Genomic DNA, 14,627 nt, shown 5'->3' on the forward strand with positions numbered 1-14,627 from the left:
ACACCCCCAGCGGCCGCCTCTCAGATCGAGAAACTGACCCCGCACCCGCAGCTCGACGCCGCGTTCGGGTTGCGCACCACGAATTGGGCGCCGGCGAGGTCGTCGACGAAGGCGATCTCGGAGTTCTTGAGGAAGGGCAGTGAGACCGGGTCCACCAGGGCGGCCTGACCGGCGGTCTCGATGCGCAGGTCGTCGGGTTCGGCGGTCTCGACCAGTTCGAAACGGTACTGGAAACCGGAGCAGCCGCCGCCGTCGACGGCGACGCGGAGCAGGACGGGATGGCCCTCGGCCTCGGCCAGTTTCGACAGACGGGCGGCGGCGCTGTCGGACAGGGTCAGGCCGTGGCCGCCGGCGTGGGGCGAAATCTCGAAGGCGGGGGCTGATTGGACGGTGCTCACAGGGGCCTATATGAGGCGCGAGCGGGCGTTCGCAAAGGCCCGGCCGGAGAATGAGCCGCCGTGTTGATCCCTGAACGCGCGCCCTACGCCGAATATCCCGAGCACAGCCGCGGCCGGCTGACGCCCGAGCCGATCAGCCGCACGCGCAACGCCTACGCCCGCGACCGCGACCGGATCATCCACGCCACCGCCTTCCGCCGGCTGAAGGAGAAGACCCAGGTGTTCGTGGCGCATGAGGGCGACCACTACCGCACCCGACTGACGCATTCTCTGGAGGTGGCGCAGATCGCGCGGTCGCTGGCCCATGCGCTGCGGCTGGACACCGATCTGGCCGAGACGGTGGCGCTGGCCCACGACCTGGGCCATCCGCCGTTCGGCCACGCCGGCGAGGACGAACTGCAGGCCCAGATGCAGCCGTGGGGCGGGTTCGACCACAACGTCCAGACCTTCCGCGTGGTGACCCGGCTGGAGGAACGCTATCCGCAGTTCGACGGCTTGAACCTGAGCTGGGAGACGGTCGAGGGGGTGGTCAAGCACAACGGGCCGGTGTCGCACCGTCTGGACGAGCCGGCGTGGCGGGCCATCGCCGACTATGCCCCCGGATGGGACCTGCGGCTGGACAGTTTCGCCTCGCTGGAGGCGCAGGCGGCCGCGATCGCGGACGACATCGCCTACAACAATCATGACGTCGAGGACGGGGTGCAGGCGGGATTGTTCACGCTGGACGATCTGGCCGACGTGCCGCTGATCGGGCCGGTGCTGCACGGGGTGCGCAAGGACTGGCCGGACATCGACGACCGGATGGTGCGGATCGAGGCGGTGCGGCGAATGATCGGGGTCATGGTCGAGGACGTCCTGGCCGAGACCGAGGCTCGGATCGAGGCGGCCGACGTCCGCTCGAGCGAGAATGTGCGCACGGCGGGGCGGACGCTGGTGGCGTTTTCGCACGGGATGCTGGCCGATCTGGGGGTGCTGAGGTCGTTCCTGTTCGAGCGGATGTACCGCCACTATCGCGTCAACCGCACCCGCAGCCAGGCGCGGCGTATCCTGGCCGAGATGTTCCAGCTGTTCATGGCCGACCCGGGGACGCTGCCGCCGGAATGGTCGGGCAAGGCGGGGACGGCGGACGAGGCGCGGCGGGCGCGGGCGGTGTGCGACTACATCGCCGGCATGACCGACCGCTACGCGATCGAGGAGCACAGGAAGCTGTTCAGCCTCGATCTGGCGCTGGATTTGTAGACCGTCATCCTCGGGCTTGCCCCGAAGTTCAGGGGCATGGCGGGGCTGCGCGGTGGAGACGGCCTCGATGACGGTGTCCACGCGACCTTCGACGGAGCACCGGACGGTGTGGCCCTCGGGTCAAGCCCGAGGGTGACGGCGAGAGAGGGAACACACGGCCTGAAAAAGGACTCCGACCGGGATAGAGTGCAGGTTCCGCGTCACGATTCGCGCGGCAGACGGAAGGCGCGGCCATGTCACACGAAGATCCCTATCGCCCCAATCCGGGCCGTGACCGCGGCGCCTATACGCCGCCCACCGACGACGACCTGCCGTTCAACCGCCAGGGCTATGACCCGCGCCGGGCCGGCGGGGGCGGCGGCGGAGGCGGCGGCAAGGCTCCGCCGATGACGCTGATCATATCGGCGGTGGTGCTGCTGGCGCTGATCATCGCCGTGGTGGTCTATTACCGGGCCGGGCCGCGCGCCTCGGGCGACGCCCCGCCCGCCGTGGGCACGCCGGTCGGCGAGATGAAGGGCGAGGTCCCGCTGGAGGCCCAGCCGGTCGACCCGACCGCCGGCATCGAGGTGTATGCGGAAACCGAGGCCCCCGGGACCGCCCCGACCTTCGTGCCGCCCCCCGAAGAGGCGCAGCCGCGGCCCGCGCCGGCGGCCGTCGAGACGCCCCCGGCCGCCGCGCCGCCGCCCGCCAGGAAGGCCGAGCCGGCGCCCGTCGCGACCGGTGGGACCTCGACAGTGCAGATCGGCGCCTTCTCGACCCCGAACATCGCCGAACGGGAATACAACGCCGTGGTCGGCCGCTATCCGCAGTTCACCGAGGGCGGCAGCCGCCGGGTGCAGGAGGTCACGGCCTCGAACGGCTCGACCGTCTATCGCACCACCGTCAACGGGCTGAGCCGCGAGCAGGCGACCGGTCTGTGCAACGCCATCAAGGGCGCGGGCGGGGACTGCATCGTCCGGTGACGCGCTCGGCGGCGATCTACGGCTGTAGCGGCCATCGGCTGACGGAGGACGAAAAGGCCTTCTTCGCCGAGGTTCGGCCGTGGGGCTTCATCCTCTTCCGCCGCAATGTCGACAGCCCCGACCAGATGCGGGCCCTGACCGACGAGATGCGCGACTGCGTCGGCGACGCTGATGCGCCCGTGCTGATCGACCAGGAGGGCGGCCGGGTGCAGCGGATGGGGCCGCCGCACTGGGCCAGATATCCGCCGGCGGCGGCCTATCTGGAGGCGGCCGAAGACCTGCTCCGGGCGCGGGAGCTGGTGCGGCTGGGCGCGCGGCTGATGGCCAACGACCTGAGGGCGGTGGGGATCACTGTCGACTGCGCTCCGGTGCTGGACACGCCCGTGCCCGGCTCTCATGAGATCGTCGGCGACCGGGCCTACGCGGGCGATCCGGCGATCGTCTCGCTGCTGGGCCGGGCGGCGGCGGAGGGTCTGTTGGCCGGCGGCGTCCTGCCGGTGATCAAGCACATGCCGGGGCATGGCCGGGCCTTCGCCGACAGCCACAAGGCCCTGCCGGTGGTGCACGCCGATCTGGCGACGCTGGGGGACTGGGATTTCGCGCCGTTCAGGGCGCTGTCGGACATGCCGCTGGCGATGACGGCGCATGTGGTGTTCGACGCCGTCGATCCGAAACAGCCGGCGACGACGTCGAAGAAGGTTCTGAAGCTGATGCGGGGCGAGCTGAGCTTTTCCGGATTGATCATGACCGACGACCTGTCGATGAAGGCGCTGTCGGGGTCGCTGCGCGAGCGGGCCGAGGCTGCGCTGAAGGCGGGCTGCGACGTGGTCCTGCACTGCAACGGCGAGCTGGACGAGATGCGGTCGGTCGCAGAGGGCGTGGGCAAGCTGAAGGGCAAGGCCGGGAAACGGGCGGCGGCGGCGCTGGCGCGGATCGTGCGCGAGCCGGAGCCGCTGGACGCCTTCGCCACGCGGGACCGGTTCGACGCCCTGATGGCCGGGCGGCTGGAGGCGGCGAAGGGGCCGGACGTGGGGGAGGCGCAGGCGTGACCGACGCCTTTCAACCCAATCTGAACTTCGCGGCCGTCGAACAGGCCGACGCGCACGAGGCCTTCGTCGTCGACCTGGAGGGGTATGAAGGGCCGCTGCATGTCCTGTTGGCCTTGGCGCGGACGCAGAAGGTCGATTTGCTGAAGCTGTCGATCACCCGGCTGGCGGAACAGTATCTGGCCTTCGTGCAGGAGGCGCGACGGCGCAATTTCTCGCTGGCGGCGGACTATCTGGTGATGGCCTCGTGGCTGGCCTATCTGAAGTCCCGCCTGCTGCTGCCGCGCACTGACAAGAAGGGCGAGGAGGCGCCGGCCGAGGAGTTGGCGGCGGCGCTGGCCTTCCGGCTGCAGAAGCTGGAGGCGATGCGGAAGGCGGTGGAGGCGATCACGGCCCGGCCGCGGCTGAAGCGCGACGTGTTCACCCGCGGCGATCCGGAGGCGACGGTGATCGTTCCGTCGGACCGGATCGACGCCAGTCTGTACGAGCTGATGGCCGCCTATGTGACGCAGCGGCGGCGCGAGGAGCAGCGCCACTACAATCCCGGCCAGCGGGTCGAGGCCTTCGCGCTGGAGGCGGCGCGGGACTGGCTGCGAGACGTGCTGCCGCGGCTGGAGGAATGGACGCCGCTGGAGCGGGTGGCGCCGGAGAAGCAGGGGGAGGCGGGGCCGTCGCAGGCCAGTTTCACCGCCTCGACCCTGTCGGCCAGCCTGGAGCTGGTCAAGGAGGGGGCCATGGACGTGAAACAGGCCGACGCCTTCGCCGACCTTTATCTGAAGCGGCGCGGGATCGGGCAGGCGCTGGAGCTGGTTCCGTGATCCAGTTCGCCCCGGATCATCTCGAAATCGAGCGCCGGGTCGAGGCCCTGCTGTTCGCGGCGGCGGGGCCGCTGTCCGCGGCGGAGATCGCGCGGCGGCTGCCCGAGGGGGCGGATGTGGGCGGGGCCATCTCGGCGCTGCGCGAGCGGTATCAGGGGCGGGGGGTGGAGCTGGAATGCGTCGCCGACCGCTGGCGGTTCCGCACCGCGCCGGACCTGAGCTTCATGATGACGGAGGAGCGCGAGGAACCGCGGCGGCTGTCGAAGGCGGCGCTGGAGACCCTGGCTATCATCGCCTACCACCAGCCCTGCACCCGCGCCGAGATCGAGAGCGTGCGCGGGGTGTCGCTGTCCAAGGGGACGCTGGACCTGCTGCTGGAGATGGGTTTCGTGCGGCTGAAGGGGCGCCGGCGGACGCCGGGACGGCCGGTGACCTATGCCACGGCGGACAAGTTCCTGGAGCATTTCAGCCTGTCGAGCCTGTACGACCTGCCGGGCGTGGCCGAGATGAAGGCGGCGGGGCTGCTGGACCTGTCGATCCCGGTCGGTTTCGAGGTGCCGGACCCGTCGCGGGCCGGCGACGACGAGGACGAGACGCCCCTGCTGCCGGGCGAGGAAGACGGGCCGGAGTTCGCGCAGGATTTCGTCAGCGAGGACTGAGCTTCCGGCCGGACCCCTCCACCCCTTTGGGGTCCCCCTCCCCATCGCTACGCGACGGGGAGGGGACGGTGGATGTGTCTCCTCCCCATCTTGATGGAGACGGGGACCGCGAAGCGGTGGAGGGGTGATGCAATCCCGCCAAACCCTCGCTATGACGCTGCGATGATCGCACGCCTCCGTCCCGTTCCCTTCGACCTCGGTCCCGTCCATTTTGTCGGCATAGGCGGCATCGGCATGAGCGGCATCGCCGAGATCATGCTCAAGATCGGCTATTCCGTGCAGGGCTCGGACGCCCGGGCCAGCGCCAATACCGAGCGGCTGGAGAAGCTGGGCGCGAAAATCTTCATCGGCCATGACGCGGGCCACATCGGCGACAGCGTGTCTGCGGTGGTCTATTCGACCGCGGTCAAGGCGACCAATCCCGAGATGACGGCGGCGCGCGAACGGCGCATCCCGCTGGTGCGCCGGGCCGAGATGCTGGCCGAGCTGATGCGGCTGCAGTTCTCGGTCGCGGTCGGCGGGACGCACGGCAAGACCACGACGACCTCGATGGTGGCGGCCATTCTGGACGCCGGCGGGCTGGACCCGACGGTGGTCAACGGCGGCATCATCAACGCCTACGGGACCAACGCCAAGGTCGGCGACGGCGACTGGATCGTGGTCGAGGCCGACGAAAGCGACGGCAGCTTCCTGCGCCTGAAGTCGACGGTGGCCATCGTGACCAACATCGACCCCGAGCATCTGGACCACTACGGCGACTTTGACGGGGTGCGAAAGGCGTTCGTGGACTTCGTCGAGAACATCCCCTTCTACGGTTTCGCCGCCGTCTGCCTCGATCATCCCGAGGTGCAGCGGCTGGTGGCCTCGATCGATAACCGGCGGCTGGTGACCTACGGGATCAATCCGCAGGCCATGGTGCGGGCCGAGGGTTGCGAGATGGGGGCCGACGGTTGCCGCTTCGACGTCGTCATCCAGGGGCGCGGACTGGCGGCGCTGGACGAGCCGGCGCGGATCAAGGGCCTGCACCTGCCGATGGCCGGCTGGCACAATGTCTCGAACGCGCTGGCGGCCATCGCCGTGGCGCGCGAGCTGGACGTGTCGGACGAGGACATTCGCGCGGGCCTGGCCGGGTTCGGCGGGGTGCGGCGGCGCTTCACCACCACCGGCGTGGTCGGCGGGGTGCGGATCGTCGACGACTATGGCCATCACCCGGTGGAGATCGCGGCGGTGCTGAAGGCGGCGCGGCAGGTGGCGGCGGGCCGGGTCGTCGCCGTGGTGCAGCCGCACCGCTACACCCGGCTGGAATCGCTGATGGAGGAGTTCTCGACCTGTTTCTCGGACGCCGACGTGGTGATCGTGACCGACGTCTATGCGGCCGGGGAACAGCCGATCGAGGGCGTCGACAAGGACGCGCTGGTCGAGGGCATCCGCCGCTTCGGCCACCGCTCGGTGCAGGCGCTGGAGGGGCGGGAGGCCCTGCCCGGCGTGATCGCGGCGGAGGCCAAGGACGGCGATCTGGTGGTGCTGCTGGGGGCGGGGGACATTACGCAGTGGGCGTATGCGCTGCCGGGTCAGCTGGAGGCGCTGGGTTGAAGCCGTTGCCTGAAGTCCGCGGCAAGCTGCTGCGGGACGAGCCCTTGGGGCCGTTCACCTGGTTCCGGGTGGGCGGCAACGCCGACGCCCTGTTCATCCCGGCCGACGCCGACGATCTCGCCGATTTCCTGAAGGCGCTGGACCCGGCCGTGCCGGTTTCGGTGCTGGGCGTCGGCTCCAACGTCATCGTCCGCGACGGCGGGGTCGAGGGTGTGGTGATCCGGCTGGCCGGGCGGCCGTTCGCCGGGATCACGACCGAGGGGGACACCATCACCGCAGGCGCGGGCGCGCTGGACTCGATGGTCGCCCGGGCTTCGGCGAAGGCCGGGTTGGCGGGACTGGAGTTCTATGCGGGGATTCCGGGCACCATCGGGGGCGCCCTGACCATGAATGCGGGGTGCTACGGGGCGGAGACGAAGGATATTCTGATGTCGGCCTGGGGGCTGAACCGGAAGGGCGAGCGGGTCGACTTTGCGCTGGCCGACTTCGGCTACACCTACCGCCACTCGGAAGCGCCGGCGGACATCATCTGGATCGAGGCGACCTATCGCGGGACGCCCGCCGATCCGGAGGCCGTGTCGGCGAAGATCGCCGAGATCACCTCGCGCCGCGAACAGACCCAGCCGATCCGCGAGAAGACCGGCGGCTCGACCTTCAAGAACCCGCCGGGGCATTCGTCGTGGAAGCTGGTCGACGAGGCGGGGTGGCGCGGGAAGCTGTTTCAGGCCACCGGCGGCGGGGCGATGTTCAGCGAGCTGCATTCCAACTTCGTGATCAACCCGGGCGAGGCAACCGCGGCCGACATCGAGGGGCTGGGCGAGGCGGTGCGGGCGGACGTGCGGGCGAAGACCGGGGTTCAGCTCGACTGGGAGATCAGGCGGATCGGACGGGCGGCCTAGCAGCTACCTTTCTTGATGCGTCATCCCGGGGCGTGTCCCGGGGATCCAAGAACACCGAATGCGCTGTCCGCGCGCGACCGTGCGGCCTCCGCGATCATGGATGGCCGGGACAAGCCCGGCCATGACGGAGAAGAGAGAAAAGCGGCTCCAACCCGATTGGTTGACGGGCTGTTAAGGACGGTTGCCGCATTGCGGTGATTGTTCCGGAGCTTCGCATGACCCGCCCCTTCGCAGACCTTCACGTCGCCGTCCTGATGGGCGGGTTGTCGTCGGAGCGCGAAGTGTCGCTGAGCTCGGGTAAGGGCTGCGCGGACGCGCTGGAAGGGCAGGTGGCGCGGGTCAGCCGGATCGACGCCGGGCGCGACCTGGCCCAGGTGCTGGCCGAGCTGAAGCCCGATGTCGTGCTGAACGCCCTGCATGGCGAATGGGGCGAGGATGGCTGCGTCCAGGGCATCCTCGAGACGCTGCAGATTCCCTACACCCACTCCGGCCTGCTCGCCTCGGCCATCACCATGGACAAGGACAAGTCCAAGGCGATCCTGCGCGCCGCCGGCGTCACCGTGCCCGGTGGAGGCCTGTATGACCGGCGCGAGGTGGCCCGGCGCCATGTGATGCCGCCGCCCTACATCATCAAGCCGAACGCCGAGGGTTCGTCGGTCGGCGTCTATCTGGTGCCCGAGGGCGCCAACGGACCGCAAGCCGAGGTCGGCGCGGACGACTGGACCTATGGCGAACAGGTGCTGGTCGAGCCCTTCATTCCGGGCAAGGAACTGGCGGTGGCGGTGATCGGGGAGACGACCGGGCCGCGCGCGCTGACGGTCACCGACATCACCCCGGTCAAGGGCTTCTACGACTACGAAGCCAAATATGCGCCGGGCGGCTCGATCCATAAACTGCCCGCCGATCTGCCGCCGGCCGTGTTCGAGGCGGCGCTGCGTCAATCGGAGCTGGCGCACGTTGCTCTTGGTTGCCGGGGGGTTTCACGATCGGACTTTCGTTATGACGATCTTAACGACGTTCTCGTTCTTCTGGAGGTCAACACCCAGCCGGGCATGACGCCGACCTCGCTCGTCCCCGAGCAGGCCGCCCATGTCGGGATGGGATACGAAGACCTGGTCCGGTGGATGGTGGAGGACGCCTCATGCCCGCGGTAGTTCGCGGCGGTCGGCGACAGAGTTCGAACCAGCCTGCAAAACGCGGCGCGGCTCCCAAATCCCAGGGGCGCGGCCGCGCCCCGCGCAACGCGCCCGCCGTACCGGGCAAGATGGCGGCGATCGGCAAGCTGGACCTGTCGCCTCGCGCCGTCGTCATTTCGATCGTCGCCGGCGTCGTGGTGCTGGCCGGCGTGCTGGCGACCGGCGCACGGGCCGAGCGGATCGGCGCTTCGATCGGGCAGGGTGTCGACGGCATGGTCGTCGGCATGGGCCTGAAGCTGGAGAAGGTGTTCATCGAGGGCGAGTCGGCCGAAGCCACCGCCGCCATCCAGCGCGCGGTGCAGCTGAGCGCCGACCAGGCCATGACCTCGATCGACCTCGACGCCGTGCGCGAACGGGTCGAGGGCGTCGGCTGGGTCAAGTCGGCCCGGGTCGTGCGCCTGCTGCCCAACACCCTGATCGTGCATGTGACCGAGCATGACCGGCTGGCCATCTGGCAGGCCGGCGGGCGCAACATGGTGATCGACAGCCATGGCCAGGTGATCCGGGGCGCCGACGCCGGCCGCTATCCGAACCTGCCGCTGGTCGTCGGCAAGGGCGCCGAACAGGCCGCCGCCGAGGTTCTGCCCATGATCGCGCAGAGGCCGCGGCTGATGGCCCGGCTGGAGGCGCTGGTGCGCGTCGACGAGCGGCGATGGGACCTGCGCCTGAAGGACGGCAGCCTGATCCAGCTGCCCGCCACCGATCAGGACGCGGCCCTGATCCAGCTGGACGCGCTGGATCAGCGTGAACGGCTTCTGGAGCTCGGGTTCGCCCGCATCGATCTGAGAACGCCCTCGGAGGTCGCCGTCCGGCCCTCCGCCGGCGACGCATAGGGTTTTGTAGAATGGCTGGGCGGTCTGTGGACAAGGTTGTGGATGGCGGAAAGTCCGCCGCGGGTCGCGCGCCGGTCGTGGCGGCGCTGGATCTGGGTCAGTCCAAGGTCGGCTGTTTCATCATGAAGCCCGACGGCGTGCGCCACGCCGACCGCACGATCCGTGTGGCGGGGGCGGGGCACGTCCAGTCGCGCGGCATCCGGGGCGGCGGCATCGTCAACATGGACGAGGCGGCGCAGGCCATCGGCCACGCCGTCGAACGGGCCGAGCGCGCCGCCGGCTCGCCGGTCTCGGGCGTGGTGGTGACCACCGCCATCGGCCAGATGGCCAGCCACCGGGTGCAGGCCCGAGTCTCGCTGGGCGCCAATCCGGTCGGCGATGCCGATCTGGCGCGCGCCATCGCCATGGCCCTGGCCCAGGTCCGCCTGCCGAACCGGCGGCCGATCCATGTGCTGCCGATCGCCTGGTCGGTGGATGGGGCGAGGGGCGTGCACGACCCGCGCTCGATGAAGGGCCATTCGCTGGGGCTGGACCTGTTGGTGGTGTCGATGGCCGAGAGCGCCTTCACCGCTCTGAGCCACTGCCTTGAGCTGGCCCACCTCGACCTGCAGGGCGTGGTGGCCGCGCCGGTGGCGTCGTCGCTGGCGGCGCTGGAGGACGACGAGATGGATCTCGGCTGCGTCTGCATCGACATGGGCGGCGGGGCGACCTCGGCCGCCGTCTGGGGCGGGCGCTCGCTGCTGCACATCGAGAGCCTCAATGTCGGCGGCGACCACGTCACGGCCGACATCGCCCGGGGCCTGTCGACCTCGCGCGCCGGCGCCGAACGACTCAAGACGCTGCACGGCTCCGCCATGGCCAGCGCCAACGAGGACCGCGAGATGCTCGAGGCCCCGCCGCGCGGCGAGGATCCGTCGGCCGGTCCGGTGGTGGTGCCCCGCGCCATGCTGAAGACCGTCATCGCCCCGCGGGTCGAGGAGACGCTCGAGCTGCTGCGCGACCGGCTGCGCAACGCCGGGGTCGGGCTGGAGCCGGGGGCCGGACTGGTGCTGACCGGCGGCGCCAGCCAGTTGAACGGCGTGCGCGAGCTGGCGGTGCGGGTGTTCGACCGGCCCGTGCGGCTCGGCAAACCCCAGCGCGCGCCGCACCTCGCCGACGCCGCCTCGGGGCCGGCGTTCTGCTCCGCCGCCGGCGTGCTGCTGCGCGCCGCCTACGGACCGCGCGAGGCCGTCTCGGCCCGCAAGCTGATGTCGCGACAGATCACCGCAGCCGATGCGCCCCGGATGCACAGGGGCGGGATTGTGGCGCGCGCGGCCGGCTGGTTGCGGGAAAATCTGTAACAAAGCCAACGCTCGCCAACGTCCATGGCCCGGCTCTGGGCGATTTCCCCAGCGTGGCGAGAGTGTGTCCAGATTGTTACAGAGCCGGCCCTGATTGGCCGTTTGAGCGCCACATTCCCTTGCCGCCCCGGCCTTTGCTGCTAGCGTGCCAATTCGAAGCGGAGTCTGTCGAGAGACGGCGAAGCATCTCGCATTCACCACTGGTTGGGGCCCAATCATATGCTTCTCAAGCGCAAGTTCCTTTTTGGCACGACGATCCTCGCGGGCGTCATGGCCGCAGCGGCTCCGGCCCTGGCACAGAGCACCCAGGTTCCCGGCGTCACCGTCACCGGCCAGCAAGGTCAGGAGGCGACCGAGATTGAAGAGGTCGTCGTCACCGGCTCGCGTATCCGCCGCGACCCGGTTAACTCGCCGACCCCGCTGATCCAGGTTGAGCGCGAAGACCTGCTGTCGACCGGTCAGGCGACTGTGATCGACTACCTCGCCACCATTCCCGCCCTGTCGAACTCGCTGGTTCCGTCGGACACCACCGGCTCCAACCTGAACGACGGCGGTCTTGAGTTCGCCAACCTGCGTTCGCTGGGTTCGGGTCGCACCCTGACCCTGATCGACGGCCGCCGCCACGTCGGCTCGCAGGCCGGCACGCTGCAGGTCGACGTCTCGACCATCCCGCGCCTGCTGATCCAGAACATCGAGATCATCACCGGCGGCGCCTCGTCGGTGTACGGCGCCGACGCCGTCTCGGGCGTGCTGAACTACATCCTGCGCAAGGATTTCGAGGGTCTCGAGATCGACGCCAACTGGGGCCAGCTGGTCCAGGGCGGCGAGGCTGATACGCGTCGTATTTCGGTTCTGGCGGGGGCGAACCTGCTGGACGACCGTCTGAACATCTACGCTCACGGCGAGTATGAGCGCGCAGAGGAAGTTTACAGCGAGCACATCGACTGGCTTCGTCGTGGCCGCGTCGCTCTCGGCATCGACGCCGATCCGACCCAGGCCTCGCTCGGACCGGTCAACGACGGCTTCATCGATGTGGCCGAATTCTACGGCGCCCGCCGCCTGGATCGCCCGCAGTGGGGTTCGACGACCCTGGCCAACATGCAGCGTCCGAGCCGGTTGAGCGATCCGGACGTGCCGTTCGCCAACTGCTCGGGCCTTTCGACGTCGTCGGCCTGCTTCAACGTCGACCCGGCCTACACCTACTGGTACGATGGCCCGACCGCTCGTCTGGCCAACTTCGGCCAGCGTATCGGCAACACCGGCACCAACCGTCCGTGGAACATCGGCGGCGACGGCGAGCCGGCGAACCTGACCGCCTTCAATAACCGTTCGCAGTTCCCGTTCCAGGAATCGGAGCGCTACCAGACCGGTCTGACGTTCCAGCTCACCGACAACATCGAGTTCTATGGCGAGGCCAAGTACACCACCGAAGACACCTTCGATGTGGGGCAGTTTTCATTCTGGGACATCTTCATCACCGACGCCGGTTTCGGCGGCGGCATCAACAGCGGCAGCTTCGTCGGACCGGGCCTGATCAACGGCACCTCGCAGTTCTCGACCCGCACCGACAACGCCTTCCTGCCGGCCAACGTCGCGACGGCGATCCAGAACAACACCTTCGTCCGTTACGGCCCGGCCACGGCCAACGCCGACGGCCCGGTGCTCAACCCGGCGCAGTCCGGCCCGATCGCCAACCACCGCGGTTTCGGCATCGAACGCAACCAGACCAACAATCGTGAGATCACCCGCTTCGTGGCCGGTCTTGAGGGCAACTGGGACCGTGTCGGCTTCATCGATAACGTGAACTGGACCCTGTCCTACGTTCACGGCGAGATGAACAACGTGAACCGCGAGCAAGGTCCGGACGCGATCCGCTTTGGTCACGCCATGGACTCCGTCGTCGACCTGGCGGGTGAAGTGAACGGCCGTCCGGGCGAGATCGTCTGCCGGGTGCAGCTTCTCAACGCCCGCGGCATCACTATCCGGGAGCAGAACCCGAACACGGCCACGACGGTCTACACCGACCCGAACACCAATCCGGAAATCGCCGGCTGCGTGCCGCTGAATGTGTTCGGCAAGGGCAACCAGAGCCCCGAAGCCATCGAATACATCACCGCTGCGATCCGGGTCCGTGAAACCAACGAGCAGGAGAGCGCCGTCGCGGCCATCTCCGGCCAGCTGTGGGACTTCTGGGGCGCCGGCCCGCTCGGCCTCGCGGTCGGCGCCGAATACCGTCGCGAGCACACGCAGGGCATCGGCCGCAGCGCCGACACCGCCGGCCGCGTGCTTCAGCTCAACACCGGCGCCGACTTCCTGCCGGCGGAGTATGAGTCCGAAGAGTGGTTCGCGGAAATGTCGCTGCCGCTGCTGCGGGACTCCTGGATGGGCGAGTACGCCGAACTCAGCGCCTCCTACCGCGCGTTCGACTACACGACCGCCGGCGAGGGTGACGTCTACGGGGTGAACCTGGTCTACCGTCCGATCCGGGACATCACCTTCAAGACCAGCTTCAACACATCGTTCCGCGCCCCGACCCTGCAAGAAGGCTTCCGTCCCTTCAGCCAGACGTTCGTCAACGGCTTCGTGGATCCCTGCCACACCGGCGTGATCGCGAACTTCCAGGGCGACGACGCCGCGCAGACCAAGGCCAACCGTATCGCCAACTGCACGCAGCTGGCCGCGGCCAAGGGCCTGGCGTTCGACTTCGGGTCGACGACTGTGACGCAAGCCGACGATTACCGGCCGGTCTATGGTTCGGGTATCGCCAGCGTTCTGGGCGGCAACACCAACCTGAACCCTGAGGAATCGGAGTCCTTCACGTTCTCGACCGCCATCGCGCCGCGGATGTTCCCGAACCTGTCGCTGGTGCTCGACTACTACGAGATCACCGTCAACAACGTGATCATCACGCCGGGCGGCCAGTTCCTCGCCGACGACTGCGTCAGCAACGCCCAGCTGAATACCCAGACCTGCGGCCTGGTGTTCCGGAACAACCCGACCACCGGTGATCCGTTCGATAACTTCAAGGTCGGCGCGCCGGCGGGCGACCCGATCGGCGGCTTCATCCTCGGCCCGATCAACCGGTCGAAGCTGGAAACCCGTGGTCTGGACTTCACGGTCAACTACTCGCTCGACACCGAAGAAGCTTTCGGACGCAACTGGGGCCGCTTCTCCTACAGCCTCGGCGGTCTGTGGCTGATCGATCAGAAGAACTTCACCAACCCGGCCGATCCGAACGCCTTCACGGACTCGACCAGTGGCGTGTTCTTCCCGCGGGTGGAGTTCGTCTCGCGTCTGACCTGGCGTCCGAACGACGTCCTGGCCATGACCTGGACCGCCGACTGGATGTCGTCGCAGGATCTGAACAAGAACCGTGACCTCGTCGCCACCGGCAACCTGGACAACCAGCCTTACGACTGGAACCGGACCGGCAACTTCACGCGCCACGACTTCGCGGTGCGCTACGACCTGCGTGACGACCTGACCCTCCGGGCCAACGTCACCAACGTGTTCGATACCGAAGCCCCGCCCTTCCTGGGCTTCGCCTCGACGTTCGACCCCTACGGCCGTCGCTTCAACGTTGGCCTGAACTACCGCCCGTTCTAGGAACAGGCGTCACGATCAAGACGGAAAGGGCGGCTCGC

The 14,627-nt window shown here is 68.8% G+C and carries 12 protein-coding genes; 11 read left to right on the forward strand and 1 reads right to left on the reverse strand.

Annotated elements, in window-relative coordinates; translation table 11 throughout:
* Window positions 1–20 precede the first annotated feature (20 nt).
* Window positions 21–398, reverse strand: coding sequence for an iron-sulfur cluster insertion protein ErpA (gene erpA / locus HNQ67_RS11945; protein ID WP_183255751.1), 378 nt, complete (start codon window positions 396–398; stop codon window positions 21–23).
* A 60-nt stretch (window positions 399–458) separates the two neighbouring features.
* On the opposite strand from erpA, the gene HNQ67_RS11950 reads away from it, so the two are divergent.
* The 11 genes from HNQ67_RS11950 (at window position 459) to HNQ67_RS12000 (ending at window position 14,589) form a co-directional block, all read left to right on the forward strand.
* The gene (locus HNQ67_RS11950) at window positions 459–1,637 is read left to right on the forward strand and encodes a deoxyguanosinetriphosphate triphosphohydrolase (RefSeq protein WP_343054911.1); all 1,179 of its coding nucleotides are present in this window, start codon (window positions 459–461) and stop codon (window positions 1,635–1,637) included.
* A 233-nt stretch (window positions 1,638–1,870) separates the two neighbouring features.
* A complete protein-coding gene (locus HNQ67_RS11955; protein ID WP_183255752.1) occupies window positions 1,871–2,599 on the forward strand; it encodes an SPOR domain-containing protein in 729 nt (242 codons plus the stop codon).
* Window positions 2,596–3,648 carry a beta-N-acetylhexosaminidase gene (gene nagZ, locus HNQ67_RS11960; protein ID WP_183255754.1) on the forward strand — a complete coding sequence of 351 codons (1,053 nt, stop codon included), beginning with the start codon at window positions 2,596–2,598 and terminating at the stop codon, window positions 3,646–3,648. Before HNQ67_RS11955 ends, nagZ begins: the two co-directional genes overlap by 4 nt.
* Window positions 3,645–4,463, forward strand: a complete 819-nt coding sequence (locus HNQ67_RS11965) for a segregation/condensation protein A (protein WP_183255756.1) — start codon at window positions 3,645–3,647, stop codon at window positions 4,461–4,463. The genes nagZ and HNQ67_RS11965 overlap by 4 nt, the downstream gene beginning before the upstream one ends.
* Window positions 4,460–5,122, forward strand: coding sequence for an SMC-Scp complex subunit ScpB (gene scpB / locus HNQ67_RS11970; protein ID WP_425486348.1), 663 nt, complete (start codon window positions 4,460–4,462; stop codon window positions 5,120–5,122). The genes HNQ67_RS11965 and scpB overlap by 4 nt, the downstream gene beginning before the upstream one ends.
* Window positions 5,123–5,284: 162 nt before the next feature.
* A complete protein-coding gene (gene murC, locus HNQ67_RS11975) occupies window positions 5,285–6,715 on the forward strand; it encodes a UDP-N-acetylmuramate--L-alanine ligase (RefSeq protein ID WP_183255758.1) in 1,431 nt (476 codons plus the stop codon).
* A complete protein-coding gene (gene murB / locus HNQ67_RS11980) occupies window positions 6,712–7,614 on the forward strand; it encodes a UDP-N-acetylmuramate dehydrogenase (protein ID WP_183255759.1) in 903 nt (300 codons plus the stop codon). The genes murC and murB overlap by 4 nt, the downstream gene beginning before the upstream one ends.
* Window positions 7,615–7,829: 215 nt before the next feature.
* Window positions 7,830–8,768, forward strand: coding sequence for a D-alanine--D-alanine ligase (locus tag HNQ67_RS11985; protein ID WP_183255760.1), 939 nt, complete (start codon window positions 7,830–7,832; stop codon window positions 8,766–8,768).
* Window positions 8,756–9,643 carry a cell division protein FtsQ/DivIB gene (locus HNQ67_RS11990; RefSeq protein WP_183255761.1) on the forward strand — a complete coding sequence of 296 codons (888 nt, stop codon included), beginning with the start codon at window positions 8,756–8,758 and terminating at the stop codon, window positions 9,641–9,643. The genes HNQ67_RS11985 and HNQ67_RS11990 overlap by 13 nt, the downstream gene beginning before the upstream one ends.
* A gap of 11 nt (window positions 9,644–9,654) precedes the next feature.
* The gene (gene ftsA, locus HNQ67_RS11995) at window positions 9,655–10,983 is read left to right on the forward strand and encodes a cell division protein FtsA (RefSeq protein WP_183255762.1); all 1,329 of its coding nucleotides are present in this window, start codon (window positions 9,655–9,657) and stop codon (window positions 10,981–10,983) included.
* A gap of 219 nt (window positions 10,984–11,202) precedes the next feature.
* Entirely contained in the window at window positions 11,203–14,589 is a 3,387-nt protein-coding gene (locus tag HNQ67_RS12000) for a TonB-dependent receptor domain-containing protein (RefSeq protein WP_183255763.1), read from the forward strand.
* Window positions 14,590–14,627 lie beyond the last annotated feature (38 nt).

Source organism: Brevundimonas basaltis (assembly GCF_014202075.1).
Classification (GTDB): domain Bacteria; phylum Pseudomonadota; class Alphaproteobacteria; order Caulobacterales; family Caulobacteraceae; genus Brevundimonas; species Brevundimonas basaltis.